Origin of the sequence: Pseudomonas sp. MWU16-30322, assembly GCF_020515535.1 — a bacterium.
GTDB classification, from domain to species: Bacteria; Pseudomonadota; Gammaproteobacteria; order Pseudomonadales; family Pseudomonadaceae; genus Aquipseudomonas; species Aquipseudomonas fluorescens_H.
Map to the genome: position 1 here is coordinate 210,988 of NZ_JAIWYL010000011.1, position 23,195 is coordinate 234,182.

General features: G+C 59.7%; 20 protein-coding genes. 7 read left to right on the forward strand and 13 right to left on the reverse strand.

Annotated elements, in window-relative coordinates; genetic code table 11:
• Positions 1–257: 257 nt before the first annotated feature.
• From LCH64_RS22855 to LCH64_RS22895, 8 genes are all read right to left on the reverse strand, one after another.
• Complete coding sequence (locus tag LCH64_RS22855; protein ID WP_226501324.1) at positions 258–995, reverse strand: secretin N-terminal domain-containing protein; 738 nt, start codon at positions 993–995, stop codon at positions 258–260.
• A 262-nt stretch (positions 996–1,257) separates the two neighbouring features.
• Positions 1,258–1,683 carry a GNAT family N-acetyltransferase gene (locus tag LCH64_RS22860; RefSeq protein ID WP_003223818.1) on the reverse strand — a complete coding sequence of 142 codons (426 nt, stop codon included), beginning with the start codon at positions 1,681–1,683 and terminating at the stop codon, positions 1,258–1,260.
• On the reverse strand, positions 1,676–2,848 hold the full coding sequence (locus LCH64_RS22865; protein ID WP_003223820.1) for a cupin domain-containing protein: 1,173 nt from the start codon (positions 2,846–2,848) through the stop codon (positions 1,676–1,678). The genes LCH64_RS22860 and LCH64_RS22865 overlap by 8 nt, the downstream gene beginning before the upstream one ends.
• A gap of 86 nt (positions 2,849–2,934) precedes the next feature.
• Complete coding sequence (gene purB / locus LCH64_RS22870; RefSeq protein WP_003223822.1) at positions 2,935–4,305, reverse strand: adenylosuccinate lyase; 1,371 nt, start codon at positions 4,303–4,305, stop codon at positions 2,935–2,937.
• Between the two features lie 127 nt (positions 4,306–4,432).
• Complete coding sequence (hflD, locus tag LCH64_RS22875; protein ID WP_003223824.1) at positions 4,433–5,056, reverse strand: high frequency lysogenization protein HflD; 624 nt, start codon at positions 5,054–5,056, stop codon at positions 4,433–4,435.
• Positions 5,053–6,177, reverse strand: coding sequence for a tRNA 2-thiouridine(34) synthase MnmA (gene mnmA / locus LCH64_RS22880; protein ID WP_003223826.1), 1,125 nt, complete (start codon positions 6,175–6,177; stop codon positions 5,053–5,055). The genes hflD and mnmA overlap by 4 nt, the downstream gene beginning before the upstream one ends.
• A gap of 59 nt (positions 6,178–6,236) precedes the next feature.
• A complete protein-coding gene (locus LCH64_RS22885; RefSeq protein WP_003223828.1) occupies positions 6,237–6,683 on the reverse strand; it encodes an NUDIX hydrolase in 447 nt (148 codons plus the stop codon).
• A gap of 196 nt (positions 6,684–6,879) precedes the next feature.
• A complete protein-coding gene (locus tag LCH64_RS22895) occupies positions 6,880–9,105 on the reverse strand; it encodes an NADP-dependent isocitrate dehydrogenase (protein ID WP_103521215.1) in 2,226 nt (741 codons plus the stop codon).
• A gap of 481 nt (positions 9,106–9,586) precedes the next feature.
• On the opposite strand from LCH64_RS22895, the gene icd reads away from it, so the two are divergent.
• The gene (gene icd, locus LCH64_RS22900; protein WP_003223831.1) at positions 9,587–10,843 is read left to right on the forward strand and encodes an NADP-dependent isocitrate dehydrogenase; all 1,257 of its coding nucleotides are present in this window, start codon (positions 9,587–9,589) and stop codon (positions 10,841–10,843) included.
• 61 nt (positions 10,844–10,904) lie between these two features.
• On the opposite strand, the gene LCH64_RS22905 is transcribed toward icd, so the two are convergent.
• Entirely contained in the window at positions 10,905–11,186 is a 282-nt protein-coding gene (locus LCH64_RS22905) for a cold shock domain-containing protein (RefSeq protein WP_226501326.1), read from the reverse strand.
• A 224-nt stretch (positions 11,187–11,410) separates the two neighbouring features.
• Here LCH64_RS22905 and clpS point away from each other — a divergent pair, with 224 nt between their 5' ends.
• Together clpS and clpA are read left to right on the forward strand one after the other, a co-directional pair.
• Positions 11,411–11,794, forward strand: a complete 384-nt coding sequence (gene clpS / locus LCH64_RS22910) for an ATP-dependent Clp protease adapter ClpS (RefSeq protein WP_027614670.1) — start codon at positions 11,411–11,413, stop codon at positions 11,792–11,794.
• A 30-nt stretch (positions 11,795–11,824) separates the two neighbouring features.
• Complete coding sequence (gene clpA / locus LCH64_RS22915; RefSeq protein WP_003223837.1) at positions 11,825–14,095, forward strand: ATP-dependent Clp protease ATP-binding subunit ClpA; 2,271 nt, start codon at positions 11,825–11,827, stop codon at positions 14,093–14,095.
• A gap of 993 nt (positions 14,096–15,088) precedes the next feature.
• On the opposite strand, the gene infA is transcribed toward clpA, so the two are convergent.
• The 4 genes from infA to trxB all read right to left on the reverse strand — a co-directional run bounded on the left by infA (position 15,089) and on the right by trxB (position 17,887).
• A complete protein-coding gene (infA, locus tag LCH64_RS22920) occupies positions 15,089–15,307 on the reverse strand; it encodes a translation initiation factor IF-1 (RefSeq protein WP_002553999.1) in 219 nt (72 codons plus the stop codon).
• A 112-nt stretch (positions 15,308–15,419) separates the two neighbouring features.
• Complete coding sequence (locus LCH64_RS22925; RefSeq protein WP_226501327.1) at positions 15,420–16,127, reverse strand: arginyltransferase; 708 nt, start codon at positions 16,125–16,127, stop codon at positions 15,420–15,422.
• Between the two features lie 57 nt (positions 16,128–16,184).
• Complete coding sequence (gene aat, locus LCH64_RS22930; protein ID WP_045122387.1) at positions 16,185–16,865, reverse strand: leucyl/phenylalanyl-tRNA--protein transferase; 681 nt, start codon at positions 16,863–16,865, stop codon at positions 16,185–16,187.
• A gap of 62 nt (positions 16,866–16,927) precedes the next feature.
• Complete coding sequence (trxB, locus tag LCH64_RS22935) at positions 16,928–17,887, reverse strand: thioredoxin-disulfide reductase (RefSeq protein WP_226501328.1); 960 nt, start codon at positions 17,885–17,887, stop codon at positions 16,928–16,930.
• 309 nt (positions 17,888–18,196) lie between these two features.
• Between trxB and LCH64_RS22940 the strand changes: the two genes are divergently transcribed.
• From LCH64_RS22940 to crcB, 4 genes are all read left to right on the forward strand, one after another.
• Positions 18,197–20,605 carry a DNA translocase FtsK gene (locus tag LCH64_RS22940; RefSeq protein ID WP_103486101.1) on the forward strand — a complete coding sequence of 803 codons (2,409 nt, stop codon included), beginning with the start codon at positions 18,197–18,199 and terminating at the stop codon, positions 20,603–20,605.
• A gap of 78 nt (positions 20,606–20,683) precedes the next feature.
• Complete coding sequence (lolA, locus tag LCH64_RS22945) at positions 20,684–21,304, forward strand: outer membrane lipoprotein chaperone LolA (protein ID WP_226501329.1); 621 nt, start codon at positions 20,684–20,686, stop codon at positions 21,302–21,304.
• Positions 21,305–21,494: 190 nt separating this feature from the next.
• Complete coding sequence (locus tag LCH64_RS22950) at positions 21,495–22,817, forward strand: replication-associated recombination protein A (protein ID WP_003223849.1); 1,323 nt, start codon at positions 21,495–21,497, stop codon at positions 22,815–22,817.
• The gene (crcB, locus tag LCH64_RS22955) at positions 22,817–23,191 is read left to right on the forward strand and encodes a fluoride efflux transporter CrcB (RefSeq protein ID WP_027614675.1); all 375 of its coding nucleotides are present in this window, start codon (positions 22,817–22,819) and stop codon (positions 23,189–23,191) included. The genes LCH64_RS22950 and crcB overlap by 1 nt, the downstream gene beginning before the upstream one ends.
• Positions 23,192–23,195 lie beyond the last annotated feature (4 nt).

Consider the following 23,195-nt stretch of genomic DNA (forward strand, 5'->3'; position numbering starts at 1 on the left):
TAATAACGCTTCCGTCCCTCGGGACAACTTCGTTCCAGTCGACAACCTCGTCAAACACACCTTGTGGGCGGTACAGACACGAAGCGGTTCGCGGGGTAGGTGCGAACATCGCTTCGAAGGCCCTTGCCAGGGCCTCTGATTAGCGGGAGCGAGGCCATCATGCCTTCGCTTTTTTGGCCCGTCAAACGTTTTGTAGTGCTTTTTTTCAAGCACTACATCTTTCGTCTAATACGACTAATCAGTCAGTTTTCGGTGCTTTAGTCCAGGGAATCGACTTTGACCCGCAGCGTCATGTCATCCCGGCCTTGAGTCGAGTAGCTGCGGGTCGCGCCCTGTTTGTCGGCCTGGGTTTCGCGGTTCACCCCGGCCAGGGTGATCCACTCGCCCAAGCGTCCGCTGACGGTTGTGTCGGTACTTTGCACGTTCACTACATCGGGACGTTCCTGGCTCATTCGGTCACGATTGGTGCTGATCGCCAGATGAACGATGTCGCCGGTGACGCTGGCTGTCACGTAGAAACCCTGGGTGACGTTGCGATATTGCGTCTGGCTGCTGTAATCGCCGTAGGAATTGCTCTGGCTGCTGGTGATCGGCACGCTCTGGCCGACCTGGATCAGCGCCGGCACGCCCTCGCTGGCCTGAATCTGCTGGATGCCGCCGTCACGGCTGGCGGTGCTGTAGTTGATGATTCGGGTCTGTTGGTCGCCAGTGTTCTGCTGGTTGTTTTCGTTGGTGTCGACCGTGATCAGCAGGCGCTTGGGCGCAGTGTCGAGCTGGGTGATCAGCGCTTTGACTTCCTGGATCTTGTCAGGCTCAGCCTTGATGATCAGTTGGTTGCCGTAGGCGCTGACCTGGCCGTCCTTGCCGATGAAGTCCTGCGCCATCGGCAGCATGTCGGCGCTGGTGCGGTACTTGAGAGGCACGATTTCTGTGGCTGCCATCACCGACAGGCTGCAGCCGAGCAGCAGGGTGGTGAGCAGGGTGCGTAGGGACATGTCCGTTATCTCCGCTTTCGAAAGGCTTGATATTGCCAGTTTGTCGGCCCGGGGTGGGGCAAGTTGAATCGTAGACAGCAAAACGCCCCGGCATCCGAAAATGGCGGGGCGTTTTGAGGGTGCTCACATACCGCTTTTTGTGGCGAGGGAGCTTGCTCCCGCTGGGCTGCGTAGCAGACCCCGGATTTTCAGGGCCGCTTCGCGCCCCAGCGGGAGCAAGCTCCCTCGCCAAAGGGTTTCACAGGCATTGGATCTCTGCCGGTCAGGCCGAATGGCGAACCATATCGACATGCGGAATCCCGGCTTCAAGGAATTCCTCGCTGACCAGGCTGAAACCCAGGCGCTCATAGAACGCCGTGGCCTGTACCTGGGCGCTGAGCATCTGCTGCTGCAGGCCACGGGCTTCGGCTTCAGCGATGACCGCTTGCATCAGCGCATCGCCTACCTTCATGCCTCGCCAGTCCTTCAGCACCGAAACCCGGCCAATGTGCCCGTCGGGCAAGAGGCGAGCGGTGCCGATCGGAAAGTCGCCTTCGAACGCCAGAAAATGCACGGCGGTCGCGTCATCGGCGTCCCATTCAAGCTCGGGTGGCACCGATTGTTCGGCGATGAACACCGTTTCACGAATGCGCCGGATCTCGGCGTTGTCCTTTTGCCAGTCTGCGACACGTACGCGAATCTTATTCATCGGCAAATCCCAGGCTGCCTTGTTTGACCAGCTCGCACAGCAGGCCGCGACCGTCTTCGTCGTTCAGCCACTCGCCGAGGTTGTCGACGTGCAGCGCATCGGCGGCGCAGATCATCTTCAGCAGCTCGCGCAGCTTGCCCGGCAGGTAACGGCTCTGGCCGCTGGCGAACAGCAGCAGGTCGTCATCGACTTCCGACCAGGCCAGGCGCGCACTCGGGTTGCGGATCAGCACCGCGCCGTCTTGCAGGGCGTTGAGGAAGTCATCTTCTTCAACGTCTTCCGGGCCGACCACCAGTTCCGGGTAGCGCGGCTCGGTCATGTACTGGCCGAACCAGGTCAGCAGCAGGCGCTCGTCGCTCATGTGCTCGGCGAGCAGGCTTTTCAGGCGGCCGAGTGCGTCGTGCTGGATCTGATGTGGATCATCGCTGACCGGTTTCGCATCGGCGTCGGTGTAGCGTTCTTCGTCGGTCAGGAACTGGCTGAGGAAGTCGGTGAAGTGGGTCAGCACTTCAGAGGCGCTTGGCGCACGGAAACCAACCGAGTAGGTCATGCAGTTGTCCACGGCGACACCACAGTGAGCCAGGCGCGGCGGCAGGTAGAGCATGTCGCCCGGTTCTAGCACCCACTCTTCGGTCTCGTGGAATTCGGCGAGGATGCGCAGATCCGCGTGTTGCAGCAGCGGGCTCTCGGAGTCGCACATCTGGCCGATCTTCCAGTTGCGCTGGCCGTGGCCTTGCAGCAGGAACACGTCGTAGTTGTCGAAGTGCGGACCAACGCTGCCACCCGGGGCGGCGAAGCTGATCATCACGTCATCGACGCGCCAGCTCGGCAGGAAGCGGAAGTTTTCCAGCAGCTCGCTGACTTCCGGAACGAATTGATCAACGGCCTGAACCAGCAGGGTCCACTCTTTTTCCGGCAGTTTGCTGAATTCGTCTTCGGCGAACGGGCCGCGACGCAGCTCCCACGGGCGCTCGCCGTGCTCGATCACCAGGCGCGACTCGACCTCTTCTTCCAGGGCCAGGCCGGCCAGTTCATCGGCGTCGATCGGGCTTTCGAAGTCAGGAATGGCCTGACGGATCAGCAGCGGCTTTTTCTGCCAGTAATCGCGCATGAATTCGCGCGCCGTGAGACCGCCCAGAAGTTGAAGAGGAGTATCAGGATTCATGTGTAACCTATTGAAAAAAAGCATTTTTCAGACGGGAATAAAAACGCCCGGCGCGGCCGGGCGTCTCAAACGGGTCAAGCGGTGAATCAGATGCGTTTGGCTTGCGCTACAGCGTTGCCGATGTAGTTGGCCGGAGTCAGCTGTTTCAGCTCGGCTTTCGCTTCGGCTGGCATGTCCAGGCCGTCGATGAAAGTCTGCAGCGCTTCCGGGCTGATGCCCTTGCCGCGGGTCAGTTCTTTCAGCTTTTCGTACGGGTTTTCGATGTTGTAGCGGCGCATCACAGTCTGGATCGGCTCGGCCAGCACTTCCCAGCAGGCGTCGAGGTCAGCGGCAATCTTCTGCTCGTTGAGCTCCAGTTTGCTGATGCCTTTGAGGCTGGCTTCGTAGGCGATCACGCTGTGAGCGAAGCCCACACCGAGGTTGCGCAGTACGGTGGAGTCGGTCAGGTCACGCTGCCAGCGGGAGATCGGCAGTTTGCTCGCCAGGTGCTGGAACAGTGCGTTGGCGATGCCCAGGTTGCCTTCGGAGTTTTCGAAGTCGATCGGGTTGACCTTGTGCGGCATGGTCGACGAACCGATTTCGCCAGCGATGGTGCGCTGCTTGAAATAACCCAGGGAGATGTAGCCCCAGATGTCGCGGTCGAAGTCGATCAGGATGGTGTTGAAGCGTGCGATCGCGTCGAACAGCTCGGCGATGTAGTCGTGCGGTTCGATCTGCGTGGTGTACGGGTTGAAGCCCAGACCCAGCTCGTCTTCGATGAAGGCGCGGGCGTTGGCTTCCCAGTCGATCTGCGGGTAGGCCGACAGGTGCGCGTTGTAGTTGCCCACGGCGCCGTTGATCTTGCCCAGCAGCGGCACGGCAGCGACTTGAGCGATCTGACGCTCGAGACGGTAAACCACGTTCGCCAGTTCTTTGCCCAAGGTGGTCGGCGAGGCCGGCTGACCGTGGGTGCGCGACAGCATCGGCACGTCGGCGAAACGGATCGCCAGTTCGCGGATGGCGTTGGCGGTCTGGCGCATCAGCGGCAGCATCACGTCGTCACGGCCTTCGCGCAGCATCAGGGCGTGGGACAGGTTGTTGATGTCTTCGCTGGTGCAGGCAAAGTGGATGAACTCGCTGACCTTGGCCAGCTCCGGCAGCTTGGCCGCCTGCTCCTTGAGCAGGTATTCGATCGCCTTGACGTCGTGGTTGGTGGTGCGCTCGATCTCTTTGACGCGCTCGGCGTGCTCCAGCGAGAAGTTTTCAGCCAGTTCATTGAGAACGGCGTTGGCCTCGGCGGAGAAGGCTGGCACTTCCGGGATACCGGCGTGGGCGGCCAGGCGCTGGAGCCAGCGCACTTCAACCAGGACGCGGGCACGGATCAGGCCGTACTCGCTGAAAATCGGGCGCAGGGCCTGGGTTTTGCCGGCGTAGCGGCCGTCAACAGGGGAAACCGCAGTGAGCGAAGAGAGCTGCATGGGGTGTTCTCGGACAGTCGGGCAACGAAATGGGGCGCGTATCATACATGAAAAAATCCGCCGGTCCGTTGCCAACTGACCGGCGTATTACGCGCTACAGACTACAAAACTTTTATTGCGCGACGATTTACTCGCTGCGCATCAACGGATACAGCTCTTTGAGCAGCTTGCGCCGGCTGATCACCAACTGCCAGCGGTGCCCGCCGAGCTGTCGCCACAGGCGTGCCGAACGGATACCGGCCAGCAGCAGGGCGCGGATCTTCGAGGCGTTGCTCGGTTGCTGCAGGTTGCGCATGTCGCCATGTACCTGAATCCGCTGGCGCAGGGTGCTCAGGGTGTCCTGATACAGCGCACCGCAGGCGGCGATCACGTTTTCGTGGGCCGGGCCGAAGTGTTCGACCTGTGACTGGATCTGCGGCAGGCGCTTGCCAATGGTGTCGAGCATGTCGTCACGTTTGGCCAGTTGGCGTTCCAGGCCGAGCATCGACAGGGCGTAGCGCAGCGGCTCGCGCTGCAGGGTGCTCGGGTCGCGCTCGAGAGCGCCGATCAATGCGCGATAACCCTCGCGCAGATTGAGGTCGTCGCCACCGTACACATCCAGTGTGTCCTTCGGGTCGCGCACCAGCAGGCTGCCGAGCATGCAGCTCAGGCCGGCCTCGCTGGTCTGCCCGGTCTTGGCAATGCGGTCGACCAGCACGGCGGCGAGAAACACGCCGCCCAGCGCCGTCAGTTGCTCCTGAGTCGGGCTCATGCCTGGCCGCTCCACGGCTCGGCGACTTCGATCACGCCACCACCGAGGCAGATTTCACCGTCGTAGAACACCACGGACTGGCCCGGGGTCACCGCGCGTTGCGGTTCGTCGAACACGGCGCGGTAGCCGCTGGCGGTTTTTTCCAGGGTGCAGGCCTGATCGCTCTGGCGATAACGCACTTTGGCGGTGAGGCGCAGCGGCTGGCTCAGGTCGATCGGGTTGACCCAATAGATTTCCGAAGCGAGCAGGGCGCTGGAGAACAGCCACGGATGGTTGTTGCCCTGGCCGACGATCAGCTCGTTGGTGTCCAGATCCTTGCGCAGCACGTACCACGGCTCGTCGCCGGCATCTTTCAGGCCGCCGATGCCCAGGCCCTGACGCTGGCCGATGGTGTGGTACATCAAACCGTGGTGACGGCCGATGACTTCGCCTTCGGTGGTCTTGATCTCGCCCGGTTGCGCCGGCAGGTATTGCTTGAGGAAGTCGCTGAAACGTCGCTCGCCGATGAAGCAGATCCCGGTGGAATCCTTCTTCTTGGCGGTCGCCAGCTCGTATTTCTCGGCAATGGCGCGAACTTCGGGCTTTTCCAGTTCGCCGACCGGGAACAGGGTCTTGGCGATCTGTTCGCCGCCGACAGCGTGCAAGAAATAGCTCTGGTCTTTGTTCGGATCGAGGCCCTTGAGCAGTTCGGTGCGGCCATCGATGTCGCGACGGCGCACATAGTGGCCGGTGGCGATCAGGTCGGCGCCAAGCATCATGGCGTAGTCGAGGAACGCCTTGAACTTGATCTCGCGGTTGCACAGGATGTCCGGGTTCGGCGTGCGACCGGCCTTGTATTCGGCCAGGAAGTGCTCGAACACGTTGTCCCAGTACTCGGCGGCGAAGTTGGCGGTGTGCAGCTTGATGCCGATCTTGTCGCACACGGCCTGGGCATCCGCCAGGTCGTCCATGGCGGTGCAGTATTCCGTTCCGTCGTCTTCTTCCCAGTTCTTCATGAACAGGCCTTCCACCTCGTAACCCTGCTCGATCAGCAGGAGAGCGGAAACGGAAGAGTCCACGCCGCCGGACATGCCGACAATGACGCGCTTCTTGGATGTGTCAGAAGGGGCTGGATCACGCATAGGGATTCAATGAGTGTCTTGAAAAAGGACGCGATTCTATCAGGCTCACGGCCTCAAGGCTAAAGAGAAGGGCGGATCAGTTCGAGACTGAAGTGATGGCCGGCCAGATAGTCGTCGATGCAGCGGATGATCAGCTCGCTGCGCCAGTTGTCGCGCTGGGCGATTAATTCGCTGCGGGTCAACCACTTGGCGCCGACGATGCCATCGTCGAGTTGATAGTCCGGGTGGTGTTTTACCGCTTTGGCGCTGAAGCACACGCGTTGATAAGTCACGCCGTTGCTCGGCGCGGTGTACAGGTAAATGCCGACCACGCCGGTGGGTTCGACGTCCCAGCCGGTTTCCTCGAGGGTTTCGCGGACGGCAGCTTCGATCAGGGTTTCGTTCGGATCCAGGTGGCCGGCCGGCTGATTGAGCACGTTACGCCCGGCCTTGTGTTCTTCGACCATCAGGAAGCGGCCGTTGTCTTCGACGATGGTGGCGACGGTGATGTGGGGGAGCCATTCCATAGGGTGTCCTCGAATATTGAATTGAAACCCAATCCCTGTAGGAGTGAGCCTGCTCGCGATAGCGCAATGTCAGCCACCATAATCGTTGAATGGTATACCGCTATCGCGAGCAGGCTCACTCCTACAAGGGGCTTGTGTTGTGTTCGGAAATAGAAACCCCGGCACTGGGCCGGGGCTTCTTTACAGCATTACAACCTTAAACCAGCGCAGCAATCGCCGCGTTGAAGGTTGCGCTTGGGCGCATGGCCTTGCTGATCAGCTCGGCATCGGCGTGGTAGTAACCGCCGATGTCCACTGGCTTGCCCTGCACGGCGTTGAGCTCGGCAACGATGGTCGCCTCGTTCTCGGTCAGGGTTTTGGCCAGGGGCGCGAACTGCGCTTGCAGTGCAGCGTCTTCGGTCTGGGCGGCCAGGGCCTGAGCCCAGTACATCGCCAGATAGAAGTGGCTGCCGCGGTTGTCGATGTTGCCGACTTTGCGCGATGGCGACTTGTTGTTGTCGAGGAACTGACCGGTGGCCTGATCCAGGGTTTTCGACAGAACCAGCGCTTTCGGGTTGTTGTAGTTCACACCCAAATGCTCGAGGGACGCTGCCAGCGCCAGGAATTCGCCCAGCGAATCCCAGCGCAGGAAGTTCTCTTCAACCAGTTGCTGCACGTGCTTCGGCGCCGAACCGCCGGCGCCGGTTTCGAACAGGCCACCGCCGTTCATCAGCGGCACGATCGACAGCATCTTGGCGCTGGTGCCCAGTTCCATGATCGGGAACAGGTCAGTCAGGTAGTCGCGCAGTACGTTGCCGGTCACCGAGATGGTGTCCTTGCCTTCGCGGGTGCGCTGCAGGGTGTACTTCATGGCATCGACCGGCGCCATGATCTGGATGTCCAGACCGCTGGTGTCGTGATCCTTCAGGTAAGCCTGAACCTTCTCGATGACCACGCCGTCGTGGGCGCGCATCGGGTCCAGCCAGAAGATCGCCGGGGTGCTGCTGGCGCGAGCACGGTTGACGGCCAGTTTGACCCAGTCCTGGATCGGCGCGTCTTTGGTCTGGCACATGCGGAAGATGTCGCCGGCTTCAACAGTCTGTTCCATCAGCAGGTTGCCCTTGCTGTCGGTGACGCGAACCACGCCGTCAGCCTTGATCTGGAAGGTCTTGTCGTGCGAGCCGTACTCTTCGGCTTTCTTCGCCATCAGGCCAACGTTCGGCACGCTGCCCATGGTGGTTGGATCGAACGCGCCGTTGGCTTTGCAATCTTCGATCACGGCCTGGTAGATGGTTGCGTAGCAACGATCCGGGATCACGGCCTTGGTGTCGTGCAGCTGGCCGTCGGTGCCCCACATCTTGCCGGAGTCACGGATCATCGCCGGCATCGAGGCGTCGACGATGACGTCGCTCGGCACGTGCAGGTTGGTGATGCCCTTGTCGGAGTTGACCATCGCCAGCGACGGACGCGCGGCGTAGACCGCTGCGATGTCCGCTTCGATCTGCGCTTGCTGCTCAGCTGGCAGGGCCTTGATGCGAGCGTACAGGTCGCCGATGCCGTTGTTCAGGTTGAAGCCGATCTGGGCCAGCACGTCAGCGTGCTTGGTCAGGGCGTCTTTATAGAACTCGGCAACGATCTGGCCGAACATGATCGGGTCGGAGACCTTCATCATGGTCGCTTTCAGGTGAACCGAGAGCAGCACGCCCTGGGCCTTGGCGCTTTCGATTTCAGCGGCGATGAACGCGCGCAGGGCGTTTTTGCTCATCACGGCGCAGTCGAGGATCTCGCCAGCCTGAACGCTGGTTTTTTCTTTCAGGACGGTCGCGGTGCCGTCTTTGGCGATCAGCTCGATTTTCACAGCGTCAGCGGCGTCGATCAGGGCAGCTTTTTCACTGCCGTAGAAATCGCCGGTGCTCATGTGAGCCACGTGGGACTTGGAGTCTTTGGCCCAGGCGCCCATTTTGTGCGGGTGCTTGCGCGCGTAGTTTTTTACCGACAGCGGGGCGCGGCGGTCGGAGTTGCCTTCACGCAGAACCGGGTTCACGGCGCTGCCCTTGACCTTGTCGTAACGCGCCTTGGCTTCTTTTTCGGCGTCGTTGGTCACGGTTTCCGGGTAGTCCGGCAGGTTGTAACCCTGGGCTTGCAGCTCTTTGATTGCTGCTTGCAGCTGAGGCACCGAAGCACTGATGTTCGGCAGCTTGATGATGTTGGCTTCAGGCGTAACGGCCAGGTCGCCCAGTTCGGCGAGGTGGTCGGCTACGGCTTTGTCGCCCAGTTGCTCGGGGAAGCTGGCCAGGATACGCGCTGCAAGAGAGATATCGCGGGTTTCCACGGCGATATCGGCCGAGGCGGTGTAAGCCTCGATGATCGGCAGCAGGGAATAGGTGGCGAGGGCTGGGGCTTCGTCGGTGAAGGTATAGATGATCTTCGAGCGGGTGGGCATATTCGGATTAACTCTCTCTTCTTTGCTAAAGCGTGCGCAGAAACTCGAGGGGCGCCGGGTAAGCGCGTTCGTTCAAAGTCATCCATGAACCGAATGTCGAGATTCTTCGCGGTGATGTTGGGTGCATCAGTAGAGCGTCAAGCAGTCGGACTGCGGTAACAACCCGACCAATCAGGCGGAAAGTCTCGTGCTAGAGAGGCCAGCCGTCGTGACCCTTTGGTCAGCGGGCGGCATTATACATAGGTAGCTGGCAATCTGCCGATGGTTCATATGCAACGATTCTCGTCCATTGGTCTAAAGGTCGCAGGGGCGGGTGGGGCGTAGAGTCGCTGCGAATGCTTGAGTTTGGCGCTTTTCCCTTTGCTTTCAGGCTTGTAGGAAACCAGATGTAGCCGCGCCGTGAACAGAGGGTTTGCGTGTTGATTTAACTGGGTTACGCTCGAACCAAGCCAGATGTTCAATCCAAACAATGGAGTTCAGCATGGGTTACAAGAAGATTCAGGTTCCAGCCGTCGGCGACAAAATCACCGTCAATGCAGACCATTCTCTCAATGTTCCTGATAACCCGATCATCCCCTTCATCGAAGGTGACGGCATTGGCGTCGACGTCAGCCCGGTGATGATCAAAGTGGTTGATGCTGCCGTGGCCAAGGCCTACGGGGGCAAGCGCAAGATTTCCTGGATGGAGGTTTATGCTGGCGAAAAAGCGACCCAGGTCTATGATCAGGACACCTGGCTGCCCCAGGAAACCCTGGACGCCGTCAAAGATTACGTGGTCTCCATCAAGGGCCCGCTGACCACCCCGGTCGGTGGTGGCATCCGCTCCCTCAACGTAGCCCTGCGCCAGCAACTCGATCTGTATGTATGCCTGCGCCCCGTGGTGTGGTTCGAAGGTGTGCCGAGCCCGGTGAAAAAGCCTGGCGACGTCGACATGGTGATCTTCCGCGAGAACTCCGAAGACATTTATGCCGGTATCGAATGGAAGGCCGGCTCCCCTGAGGCCACCAAGGTCATCAAGTTTCTGAAAGAAGAAATGGGCGTCACCAAGATCCGTTTCGACCAGGATTGCGGGATCGGCATCAAGCCTGTTTCCAAGGAAGGCACCAAGCGTCTGGTGCGCAAGGCCCTGCAATACGTGGTGGACAACGACCGCAAGTCGCTGACCATCGTGCACAAGGGCAACATCATGAAATTCACCGAAGGTGCCTTCAAGGACTGGGGTTACGAGGTGGCGAAGGAAGAATTCGGCGCCGAGCTGCTCGATGGCGGCCCATGGATGAAATTCAAGAACCCGAAAACCGGCCGTGAAGTCATCGTCAAGGATGCCATCGCCGACGCCATGCTCCAGCAGATCCTGTTGCGTCCGGCCGAGTATGACGTAATCGCCACGCTGAACCTCAATGGTGACTACCTCTCCGACGCCCTGGCGGCGGAAGTGGGCGGTATCGGTATCGCGCCGGGTGCCAACCTGTCCGACACCGTGGCCATGTTCGAGGCGACCCACGGTACCGCGCCGAAGTACGCCGGCAAGGACCAGGTCAACCCGGGTTCGGTGATTCTGTCGGCCGAGATGATGTTGCGTCATCTGGGCTGGACCGAAGCGGCGGATCTCATCATCAAGGGCACTAACGGCGCCATCAAGGCCAAGACCGTGACCTATGACTTCGAACGTCTGATGGAAGGGGCCACGCTGGTGTCGTCTTCGGGCTTCGGTGAGGCGATCATCAAGCACATGTAAGCCGTGCAGGTACAAAAAAACCGCCTTCGGGCGGTTTTTTCATGACCGGGTGACGGTTATGTCAGCCCGACACCTTTTCTGTATGAGGGGCATGCATAGCCGCTTCGTTTGACGCGGGCGCCGCTGCGATCTTTACCGCATGCAGGCCTTTGGGTCCCTGGACGATGTCGAAACTCACGACCTGCCCGGCCTTGAGGGTTTTATACCCATCCATCTCAATGGCCGAGTAGTGCACAAAGAAATCGATCTCTTTGCCGTCCTCGTCACGTCCTTCCCGGGCATCGGTAACGATGAAGCCGAATCCCTTGGCATTGTTGAACCACTTGACCTTGCCGACAGCCATGCTCAAATCCCTCTGCAACAGACTCCATCGCTGGAGTATCATCCAGGACATCCGCAATCTAATCCGTTAAAAGGATTGACTCCGCGGATCTTTTTTACCCACTGTGGGCTCTATTGGTTGTAACACCGTTTTCCCGATAGTCAAGGTGACCGGGCAGTCGGAGTTGAAAAGGTGTACAGCCGCCCCCACCACTGTATTTGCACAACTGACGAACCTTTCTTTCCATGCATGCAATCAGCCAGATTCGACTAACATTCAATCAGGATCGCCCGCTTCTCCAAAAGGATCATCCAGAGGAGCACGACGACGATTCGGCAGGCGTTGCTGTTCAGGAAGCAAAGCCTGCGTTACAGGCGCCGCCGATGTACAAGGTGGTTTTGTTCAATGATGACTACACACCGATGGATTTCGTCGTCGAAGTGCTCGAGGTGTTTTTTAACCTGAATCGCGAGCTGGCGACCAAGGTCATGCTGGCCGTTCACACAGAAGGACGGGCAGTATGTGGAGTGTTTACCCGCGACATCGCCGAGACAAAGGCCATGCAGGTCAACCAGTACGCCAGGGAAAGCCAGCATCCGCTACTCTGTGAAATCGAGAAGGACGGTTAATCGCCGACCACTTGGGTATGAGGTGAAGCTATGTTAAACCGCGAGCTCGAAGTCACCCTCAATCTTGCCTTCAAGGAGGCTCGTTCGAAGCGTCATGAATTCATGACCGTCGAACACCTGCTGCTGGCCCTATTGGACAATGAGGCTGCCGCCACCGTATTGCGTGCCTGCGGCGCAAACCTCGACAAACTCAAGCACGACCTGCAGGAGTTCATCGACTCCACCACGCCACTGATCCCCGTCCATGACGAAGATCGCGAGACCCAGCCAACCCTGGGCTTCCAGCGTGTACTGCAACGTGCTGTCTTTCATGTACAGAGCTCGGGCAAACGCGAAGTAACCGGCGCCAACGTGCTGGTTGCCATCTTCAGTGAGCAAGAGAGTCAGGCCGTATTCCTGCTGAAACAGCAGAGCGTTGCGCGCATTGATGTCGTCAATTACATCGCTCACGGCATTTCCAAAGTGCCGGGGCATGGCGATCACTCTGAAGGTGAACAAGATATGCAGGACGACGAGGGCGGTGAGTCTTCTTCTTCAGGCAATCCGCTGGATGCTTATGCCAGCAATCTCAACGAACTCGCGCGCCAGGGGCGGATCGACCCGTTGGTCGGCCGCGAGATGGAAGTCGAGCGTGTCGCGCAGATTCTGGCGCGTCGGCGCAAGAACAATCCGCTGCTGGTCGGCGAGGCAGGCGTGGGTAAAACCGCGATTGCCGAAGGCCTGGCCAAGCGCATTGTCGACAACCAGGTGCCGGATCTGCTGGCCAACAGCGTCGTCTATTCGCTCGATCTCGGTGCCCTGCTGGCAGGCACCAAGTATCGCGGTGATTTCGAGAAGCGCTTCAAGGCGCTGCTCAATGAACTGAAAAAACGTCCGCAGGCGATCCTGTTCATCGACGAAATTCACACCATCATCGGTGCGGGTGCTGCGTCCGGTGGCGTGATGGATGCCTCGAACCTGCTCAAGCCGCTTCTGTCGTCTGGCGACATTCGCTGCATCGGCTCGACCACGTTCCAGGAATTTCGCGGCATCTTCGAGAAGGATCGGGCCTTGGCTCGACGCTTCCAGAAGGTCGATGTCGTCGAGCCGTCGGTGGAAGACACCATCGGTATCCTGCGCGGCCTGAAAGGGCGTTTCGAGCAGCACCACAACATCGAATACAGCGATGAGTCGTTGCGCGCCGCTGCTGAACTGGCATCGCGCTACATCAATGACCGGCATATGCCGGACAAGGCCATCGACGTGATCGACGAAGCGGGTGCCTATCAGCGCCTGCAACCGGCCGATAAACGCGTGAAGCGCATTGACGTGCCGCAGGTTGAAGACATCGTGGCGAAGATCGCGCGGATTCCGCCGAAACACGTCACCAGCTCCGACAAGGAACTGCTGCGTAACCTGGAGCGTGACCTGAAGCTGACGGTGTTTGGTCAGGACGCAGCCATCGATTCGCTGTCGACTGCGATCAAGCTGTCCCGCGCCGGCCTAAAGTCGCCTGACAAACCAGTCGGTTCGTTCCTGTTCGCCGGTCCGACCGGTGTCGGTAAAACCGAAGCTGCGCGGCAATTGGCCAAGGCACTGGGGATCGAACTGGTGCGCTTCGACATGTCCGAGTACATGGAGCGTCACACCGTATCGCGTCTGATCGGTGCGCCTCCAGGCTATGTCGGGTTCGATCAGGGAGGTCTGTTGACCGAAGCGATCACCAAGCAACCGCACTGCGTATTGCTGCTCGATGAAATCGAGAAGGCGCATCCGGAAGTCTTCAACCTGCTGCTGCAGGTGATGGACCACGGTACGCTTACCGACAACAACGGGCGCAAGGCGGACTTCCGCAATGTGATCATCATCATGACCACCAACGCCGGCGCCGAAACCGCGGCGCGTGCTTCGATCGGTTTCACCCATCAGGACCACTCGTCTGATGCGATGGAAGTGATCAAGAAGAGCTTCACGCCGGAATTCCGTAACCGTCTGGACACCATTATCCAGTTTGGTCGCCTCAGCCATGAGGTCATCAAAAGTGTGGTGGACAAGTTCCTTACCGAACTGCAGGCGCAGCTGGAAGACAAGCGTGTGTTGCTGGAGGTTACCGACGCGGCGCGCAGTTGGCTGGCGGCCGGTGGTTACGATTCGGCCATGGGTGCGCGTCCGATGGCGCGTCTGATCCAGGACAAGATCAAGCGTCCGTTGGCGGAGGAGATTCTGTTTGGCGAGCTGGCCGAGCATGGCGGTGTGGTGCACATCGACATCAAGGATGGTGAGTTGACGTTTGACTTCGAGACTACGGCGGAGATGGCCTGACGGCTTGGTTGTTGGTTTGGAAGGCGCCTTCGGGCGCCTTTTTGTTGGCTGATGTTTTTGGGTGTATATCCGTTGCTGCGGTTATGGCTGCTTAGGGTTCCGCCCTTACGGCGGGTCACTTTTGGCAAACGCCCCAAAAGTAACCAAAAGGTCTATGCCCTGACGTTCGGCCCTCGCTTAGGCTCGGGTTCCTTCGCTGCGGGATTCATCCGTGGGGCAGCGCCTACGGTTTGCTTCGCTGCACCTCCTCTCGCTGTGTTTGGCTGCGCCAAACGGTCGCTGCGCTCCCACCCCCGGATAAACCCCTCCACTCAGCCTGCCGACGGGCCCTGAGATCAAAAGCTTTACTCGAGCTAACGCTCATTGTGTTGAGTGGGGCGGCTTCGCCGCAGGGGGTGCACGCTCTCTAAATTGTAGGAGCCAGCCTGCTGGCGATGGCGGCCTGACAGCCGACCAATTTCTTGCTGATGCACCCGGCCCAACTGTGGGAGCGGGCTTGCTCGCGAAGGCGGCCTGCCAGCCGACCAATCTTCAACTGAATACACCCAATCCCATGTAGGAACTGCCGAAGGCTGTGATCTTTTGATCTGCTTTGGCTTTGGCTCTGGCTTTTGATGTGGCTTTTGATCTTCAGCCCCTTCGGCAGGCCGAGCGAAGGTGTCCATCAGGGGTAGGCGCGCAGCGCCATGCGGCGAAGCCGCATACATCGAGAGGAGGTGCAGCGCAGCAAACCGTAGGCGATGCCCCCGGATGGACACCGTAGCGAGGGAACACTGAGCCTCAGCGAAGTGCCGTACGCCGGGGCAAAGCCTTTTGGGTTACCTTTTCGGCGTTTGGAAAAGGTGACTCGCTGTAAGAGCGAAACCATAGGAGGCCGTTACCGCAGCAACGGATATACACCCAAAACCCAGGCCCAAACCAAACCCAAACTCAAACCCAAATCGCAGACAAACAAAAACGCCCGGCAAAGCCGGGCGTCTTGTATTGACTTGATTAGCGAGCGCGGTAAGTGATGCGCCCTTTGCTCAAGTCATAGGGCGTCAGCTCGACGCGCACTTTGTCACCGGTAAGAATACGAATGTAGTTCTTGCGCATCTTGCCGGAGATATGCGCGGTTACGACGTGCCCATTTTCCAACTCCACACGAAACATGGTGTTGGGCAGGGTGTCGACGACAGTGCCTTCCATTTCGAAGCTGTCTTCTTTCGACATGCAGTAAAGCCCTCGGTGTCCAATGAATGGCCCGGTGCAACTGCGCCAGGCAAAAGCGGCGTGCATTGTGCCCGAAAAAGGGGGTTCAAGCCAAGGGGTTTACGGCTTGCGATTAGTTCAGGATCACCCAGCGCTGATTAATCAGCAATTCGATGGGGCGATATTGGGTCTTGTAGTTCATCTTTTTGCAGTTCTTGATCCAATAACCGAGATACACCGCCTCAAGTCCCAGGCGCTGACTTTCAGCGATTTGCCACAGGATTGCGAAACGCCCCAGACTGCGGCGCTCTTCGTCAGGCTCGTAAAACGTATAGACCGCCGACAAGCCGTTGGGCAGCAAGTCGGTGACGGCGACGGCGAGTAACCGTCCGTCGAGACGAAATTCGTAGAAGCGCGAAAAGGGCAGGTCACGTACCAGGAAGGTTGAAAACTGGTCGCGGCTCGGCGGGTACATGTCGCCATCGGCATGTCGCTGCTCGATATAGCGCTGGTAGAGATCGAAATATTCTTCGCTGAAGTGCGGTTTTACCGGGCGCACCTGCAGGTCGGCATTGCGTTTGAAAATGCGTTTCTGCTGGCGGTTGGGGCTGAACTGCGCCACCGGGATGCGCGCAGGCACGCACGCATTGCAATTCTGGCAATGAGGTCGATACAGATGATCGCCGCTGCGACGAAAACCCATTTCCGACAGGTCTGCGTAGACATGCACATCCATGGGCTGACTAGGGTCGAGGAACAGCGTCGTCGCCTGCTCCTCGGGCAGATAACTGCAGGAATGAGGCTGAGTGGCATAGAACTTCAAGCGCGCCAACTCGGTCATGATCAACCCTCGGGATAAGCTGGTGAATTAAGTGTAAGCCACGCGCGCAAAAGTCGCTCAGCAAACCCAGGTGGCACGACTGGGTTGATCCAGGTGGCGAGCCAGATAGTCGGCGAATTCGCGACGGGGGATCGCCCGCGCGCCAAGGCTGTGCAGATGATCGGTCGGCATCTGGCAATCAATCAGGACGAATCCGGCTTCTTTTAGATGCTGCACCAGCGTTGCAAAGCCAAATTTGGAGGCATTGTCGGCGCGACTGAACATCGATTCGCCGAAAAACAGCTGACCCATCGCCAGGCCATACAGGCCGCCGACCAGTTGGCCCTGATCCCAGACCTCGACCGAATGGGCGAAGCCGCGGCGGTGCAGTTCGAGGTAGGCGTCCTGCATGGCTTCGGTGATCCAGGTACCGTCGGCGTAGTCCCGTGGTGCAGCGCAGGCGCGAATGACGGCTGCGAAATCCTGATCGAAGGTCACCTGATAGCGTTGCTGGCGCAGCAGTTTGCCAAGGCTGCGCGAGACGTGCAGTTCGTCGGGAAACAGAACGGTGCGCGGATCCGGAGACCACCAGAGAATCGGCTGGCCTTCGGAGAACCACGGAAAACAGCCATGCCGGTAAGCCTGCACCAGGCGATCGGCGGACAGGTCGCCACCGGCAGCCAGCAATCCATTGGGATCGCGCATGGCCTTTTCCAGAGGTGGGAAAGTCAGGGAATTGCGTTGTAACCAAGTCAGCATGGCGTCCAGGCTTGCAGAAGGGGAGGGCGGTGCGGGCATCAGGCCCGCGATAAAGTGTGCCGTTAAATGACAGGAATGTCGTCCAGATACTTCTCCGCGTCCAGTGCCGCCATGCAGCCGGCTCCTGCCGAGGTCACGGCCTGGCGATAAACGTGGTCGGCCACGTCGCCGGCAGCGAAGACGCCGGGGATCTCGGTGGCGGTGGCGTCACCGTCATTGCCGCCCCTGACCAACAGATAGCCGTCGCGCATCGGCAACTGGCCCTGGAACAGGTCGGTGTTGGGTTTGTGGCCGATGGCAATGAACACGCCGGCCAGCGGCAACTCACGGGTTTCGCCTGTGTGGCTGTCACGCAGGCGTGCACCTGTCACGCCGCTGGTGTCGCCCAGCACTTCATCCAGATTCTGGTTCCAGTGCAGGCGAACGTTGCCGTTGGCGGCTTTTTCGAACAGTTTGTCCTGAAGGATTTTCTCCGAGCGCAATTTGTCGCGACGGTGGATCAAGTGCACCTCTTTGGCGATGTTCGACAGGTACAGAGCTTCCTCGACGGCGGTGTTGCCGCCGCCCACCACCGCGACTACCTGATTGCGGTAGAAGAAGCCGTCACAGGTCGCGCAGGCCGACACGCCTTTGCCGGCAAAGGCTTCTTCCGAGGGTAGTCCCAGATACTGCGCCGAAGCGCCGGTGGCAATGATCAAAGCGTCGCAGGTGTAGGTGCCGCTGTCGCCGATGAGTTCGATCGGGCGCTGCTGCAACTTGGCGGTGTGGATGTGGTCGTAAACGATCTCTGTGGCGAAGCGCTCGGCGTGTTTCTGCATGCGCTCCATCAGTACCGGGCCGGTCAGGCCTTCGACGTCGCCGGGCCAGTTGTCGACTTCGACTGTGGTGGTGAGCTGGCCACCGGCCTGCAGGCCAGTAATCACCACGGGTTTGAGGTTGGCGCGGGCGGCGTATACGGCGGCGCTGTAACCGGCAGGGCCGGAGCCAAGAATGATCAGGCGTGAATGCTTCGCTGCGTTCATCAAATACACCTCATAAGCCTTTGTCACAAAAGACAATGCATGCTCAAATTGAACCGCAGGGTTTGTGGGATTGGCTATGCTCAGCTAAGGGTTTTGAAGCATGGCATCATCCGCACAAACCCGTACAATGCCGGACTGTTACAGAATATTCGCCGTGCGCAGTGTTTATAGCTGTGTTTATAAAAGCAGCGGCACAGTGTTAAAAGTAGTCTCAGTTGCGCCGGTTCACTTTTTTACCTGCCTGGATTGGGCAGTTTTTTATCGTCATTCAATAGATGGACGCGCCCCGGGCGCAGGAAAAGAAGCGTTTTGAAGAAATCCACCGCAGCACCAAAAACAGTCGTTCCGCTCTGGCGCCAGCAATTGCACTACCGGCTCAAGGAAGGTGCATTGATCGCCATCGGTGCCTTGTGCCTGTTCCTGATGATGGCCTTGCTGACCTACGGCAAGGACGATCCGGGCTGGAGCCACAACAGCAAGATCGACGACGTGCAGAACTTCGGCGGCCCGGCCGGTTCCTACAGCGCCGACATCCTGTTCATGGTGCTGGGTTACTTCGCGTACATCTTCCCGTTGCTGCTGGCGGTCAAGGCGTATCAGATCTTCCGTCAACGTCACGAACCGTGGCAGTGGAGCGGCTGGCTGTTCTCCTGGCGTCTGATCGGTCTGGTGTTCCTGGTGTTGTCGGGCGCCGCGCTGGCGCATATCCATTTCCATGCGGCCACCGGGCTGCCGGCGGGTGCGGGCGGGGCGCTGGGGGAAAGTCTCGGTGATCTGGCGCGTAACGCGCTGAATATCCAGGGCAGCACGCTGCTGTTCATTGCGCTGTTCCTGTTCGGCCTGACCGTATTCACTGACCTGTCGTGGTTCAAGGTGATGGACGTCACCGGCAAAATCACTCTCGACCTGTTCGAACTGTTCCAGGGCGCGATCAACCGCTGGTGGTCGGCGCGTACCGAGCGTAAGCAACTGGTTGCGCAGCTGCGTGAAGTCGATGATCGCGTCCACGACGTGGTGGCGCCGACCGTTACCGACAAGCGTGAACAAGCCAAGGTCAAGGAGCGCCTGATCGAGCGCGAACAGGCCCTGAGCAAGCACATGTCCGATCGCGAGAAACAGGTGCCGCCGGTCATCGCTCCGGCTCCGGTCAAGGCGCCCGAGCCTAGCAAGCGCGTGCAGAAAGAGAAGCAGGCGCCGTTGTTCGTCGACAGCGCCGTCGAAGGCACCTTGCCGCCGATCTCGATTCTCGATCCTGCGGAAAAGAAACAACTCAATTATTCGCCGGAATCCCTGGCAGCGGTCGGCCACTTGCTGGAGATCAAGCTCAAGGAGTTCGGCGTCGAGGTCACCGTGGACTCGATCCATCCGGGCCCGGTGATTACCCGTTACGAAATTCAGCCTGCCGCCGGCGTCAAAGTCAGCCGCATCGCCAACCTGGCCAAAGACCTTGCACGTTCGCTGGCCGTGACCAGTGTGCGGGTGGTCGAGGTGATTCCGGGCAAGACCACGGTCGGTATCGAGATTCCCAACGAAGACCGGCAGATCGTGCGTTTCTCCGAAGTGCTGTCGACCCCCGAGTACGACAACTTCAAATCGCCGGTCACCCTCGCTCTGGGTCACGACATCGGCGGCAAACCGGTCATCACCGACCTGGCGAAGATGCCGCACCTGCTGGTCGCCGGTACGACCGGTTCCGGTAAGTCGGTGGGTGTGAACGCGATGATCCTGTCGATCCTGTTCAAGTCTGGCCCGGAAGACGCCAAGCTGATCATGATCGACCCGAAAATGCTCGAGCTGTCGATCTACGAAGGCATTCCGCACCTGCTGTGCCCAGTGGTCACCGACATGAAGGACGCTGCCAACGCCCTGCGCTGGAGCGTTGCCGAGATGGAGCGCCGCTACAAGCTGATGGCGAAGATGGGCGTGCGTAACCTGTCCGGCTTCAACGCCAAGGTCAAGGAAGCGCAGGACGCCGGCGAGCCGTTGAGCGATCCGCTGTACAAGCGCGAAAGCATCCACGACGAAGCGCCGCTGCTGCAGAAGCTGCCGACCATCGTCGTGGTCGTCGACGAATTCGCCGACATGATGATGATCGTCGGCAAGAAGGTTGAAGAACTGATCGCCCGTATCGCGCAGAAGGCGCGTGCTGCCGGTATTCACTTGATCCTCGCGACCCAGCGTCCTTCGGTGGACGTGATCACCGGTCTGATCAAGGCCAACATTCCGACGCGGATGGCGTTCCAGGTGTCGAGCAAGATCGACTCGCGGACCATCATCGACCAGGGCGGTGCCGAGCAACTGCTCGGTCACGGTGACATGCTCTACATGCCGCCGGGCACCAGCCTGCCGATCCGGGTTCACGGCGCGTTCGTTTCCGACGATGAAGTACACCGCGTGGTGGAAGCCTGGAAACTGCGTGGCGCACCGGAATACAACGATGACATCCTCAACGGTGTCGAAGAGGCGGGCAGCGGTTTTGAAGGTAGCAGCGGTGGCGGCGACGGTGATGATCCGGAGACCGACGCGCTGTATGACGAAGCCGTGCAGTTCGTGCTGGAAAGCCGCCGGGCGTCGATTTCCGCGGTACAGCGCAAGCTGAAGATCGGTTACAACCGCGCTGCGCGCATGATCGAAGCCATGGAAATGGCCGGCGTGGTGACTTCGATGAACACCAACGGTTCGCGTGAAGTGCTGGCCCCGGGGCCGATGCGCGACTGATTCGGCCGCTCCGATTTGCAACAAAGGATGGCGCAATGACGCGCCGTCCCCTCCCCACAAGTATTCAAGAGGACTCCCATGCGTCTTATCCGCATGCTGTTGCCAGTACTGGCGCTGACCACTTTCACGGCCCACGCCGATGACAAGGACGTGGCGCGTCTGACCCAATTGCTGGAAACATCGAAAACCCTGACCGCGAATTTTTCCCAGCTGACCCTCGACGGCAGCGGCACGCAGTTGCAGGAAACTCGCGGTGATATGGTTCTGCAGCGTCCGGGCCTGTTCTACTGGCACACCGAAGCGCCAAACGAGCAGACCATGGTCTCCGATGGCAAGAGAGTCACCCTGTGGGACCCGGACCTGGAACAGGCCACCATCAAGAAGCTCGACGAGCGTCTGACCCAGACCCCGGCGCTGCTGCTGTCCGGTGATGTGTCGAAGATCAGCCAGAGCTTTGAGATCAGCGCGAAAGAGGCGGGCGGCGTGATCGACTTCACCCTCAAGCCGAAGACCAAGGACACCCTGTTCGACAGCCTGCGCCTGTCGTTCCGCAACGGTTTGGTCAATGACATGCAACTGATCGACAGCGTCGGCCAGCGCACCAACATCCTGTTCACCGCGGTCAAGGCCAACGAACCTGTCTCGGCGTCGAAGTTCAAGTTCGACGTCCCGAAGGGTGCTGACGTTATCCAGGAATAAACCCCGGATCCCGGGTTGGGCTGTTGTGGCTTGGAGCTTTTGTGGCGAGGGAGCTTGCTCCCGCTGGGGCGCGAAGCGGCCCCGCTCTTGAATCAAAAGCGGGGACTGCTGCGCAGTCCAGCGGGAGCAAGCTCCCTCGCCACAGGGTTTACCCCAGGTTTCAGATAATCAGAGGTTTCAACGCTACGTGATGGATCTGTTTCGCAGTGCACCGATTGCCCAGCCACTGGCCGCGCGTTTGCGCGCGACCAATCTGGATGAGTACGTCGGTCAGGAACACGTGCTCGCTCGCGGCAAGCCTCTGCGTGAGGCGCTGGAGCAGGGTGCCCTGCATTCGATGATCTTCTGGGGGCCGCCGGGCGTGGGCAAGACCACCCTCGCGCGCTTGCTCGCGGAAGTCTCGGATGCGCACTTCGAAACGGTCTCGGCGGTACTTGCCGGGGTCAAGGAGATCCGCCAGGCGGTGGAAATCGCCAAGCAGCAGGCCGGCCAGTATGGCAAGCGCACGATTCTGTTCGTCGATGAAGTGCACCGTTTCAACAAGTCGCAGCAGGATGCGTTCCTGCCGTATGTTGAGGACGGCACGCTGATTTTCATCGGCGCCACCACCGAAAACCCTTCGTTTGAATTGAACAACGCGCTGTTGTCGCGGGCCCGTGTCTATGTGCTGAAAAGCCTAGACGAAACGGCGCTGCGCAAACTGGTGCACCGCGCGCTCACCGAAGAGCGCGGGCTGGGCAAACGCAACCTGACCCTCAGCGATGAAGGCTTCCAGATGCTGCTGTCGGCCGCCGATGGCGATGGCCGGCGCCTGCTCAATCTGCTGGAGAACGCCTCGGATCTGGCCGAAGACAACAGCGAGATGGGCACCGAGTTGCTGCAAAGCCTGCTCGGCGACACCCGGCGACGCTTCGACAAGGGCGGCGAAGCGTTCTACGACCAGATCTCGGCGCTGCACAAATCGGTACGCGGTTCCAACCCCGATGGCGCGCTGTACTGGTTCGCGCGAATGATCGACGGCGGCTGTGATCCGTTGTACCTGGCGCGGCGTGTGGTGCGCATGGCCAGCGAAGACATCGGCAATGCCGACCCGCGTGCCCTGAGCCTGTGCCTGGCGGCGTGGGAAGTGCAGGAGCGCCTCGGCAGTCCGGAAGGCGAGTTGGCGGTGGCCCAGGCCATCACCTATCTGGCCTGTGCGCCGAAAAGCAATGCGGTGTACATGGGTTTCAAGACTGCGCTGCGCGCCGCTGCCGAATACGGTTCGCTGGAAGTGCCGCTGCACTTGCGCAATGCCCCAACCAAGCTGATGAAGCAGTTGGGCTATGGCGACGAATATCGCTACGCCCACGACGAGCCGGACGCCTATGCCGCCGGCGAAGACTATTTCCCGGAAGAGCTCGAACCGATTCCGTTCTACCAACCGGTGCCCCGTGGCCTGGAATTGAAGATCGGCGAGAAGCTCAACCACCTCGCCCAACTCGACCGTTTAAGCCCAAGACAGCGGAGAAAATAGTGCTTCCATTGATCGTTGCGGTCTCCGTCGGCGGAATTGCCGGCACCCTGTTGCGCTTCGCCACCGGCAATTGGGTCAACGCCAATTGGCCGCGGCACTTCTATACCGCGACGCTGGCCGTTAATATCGTGGGCTGTCTGCTGATTGGCGTGTTGTACGGCCTGTTTCTGATACGCCCGGAGGTGCCGATCGAGGTGCGTGCCGGGTTGATGGTCGGCTTCCTCGGGGGGCTGACGACTTTTTCATCCTTTTCACTGGATACGGTGCGTCTGCTGGAAAGCGGGCAAGTGCCGCTGGCCCTGGGCTATGCGGCAATCAGCGTATTCGGCGGGCTGCTCGCGACATGGGCCGGCCTGTCCCTGACCAAACTTTGATAAC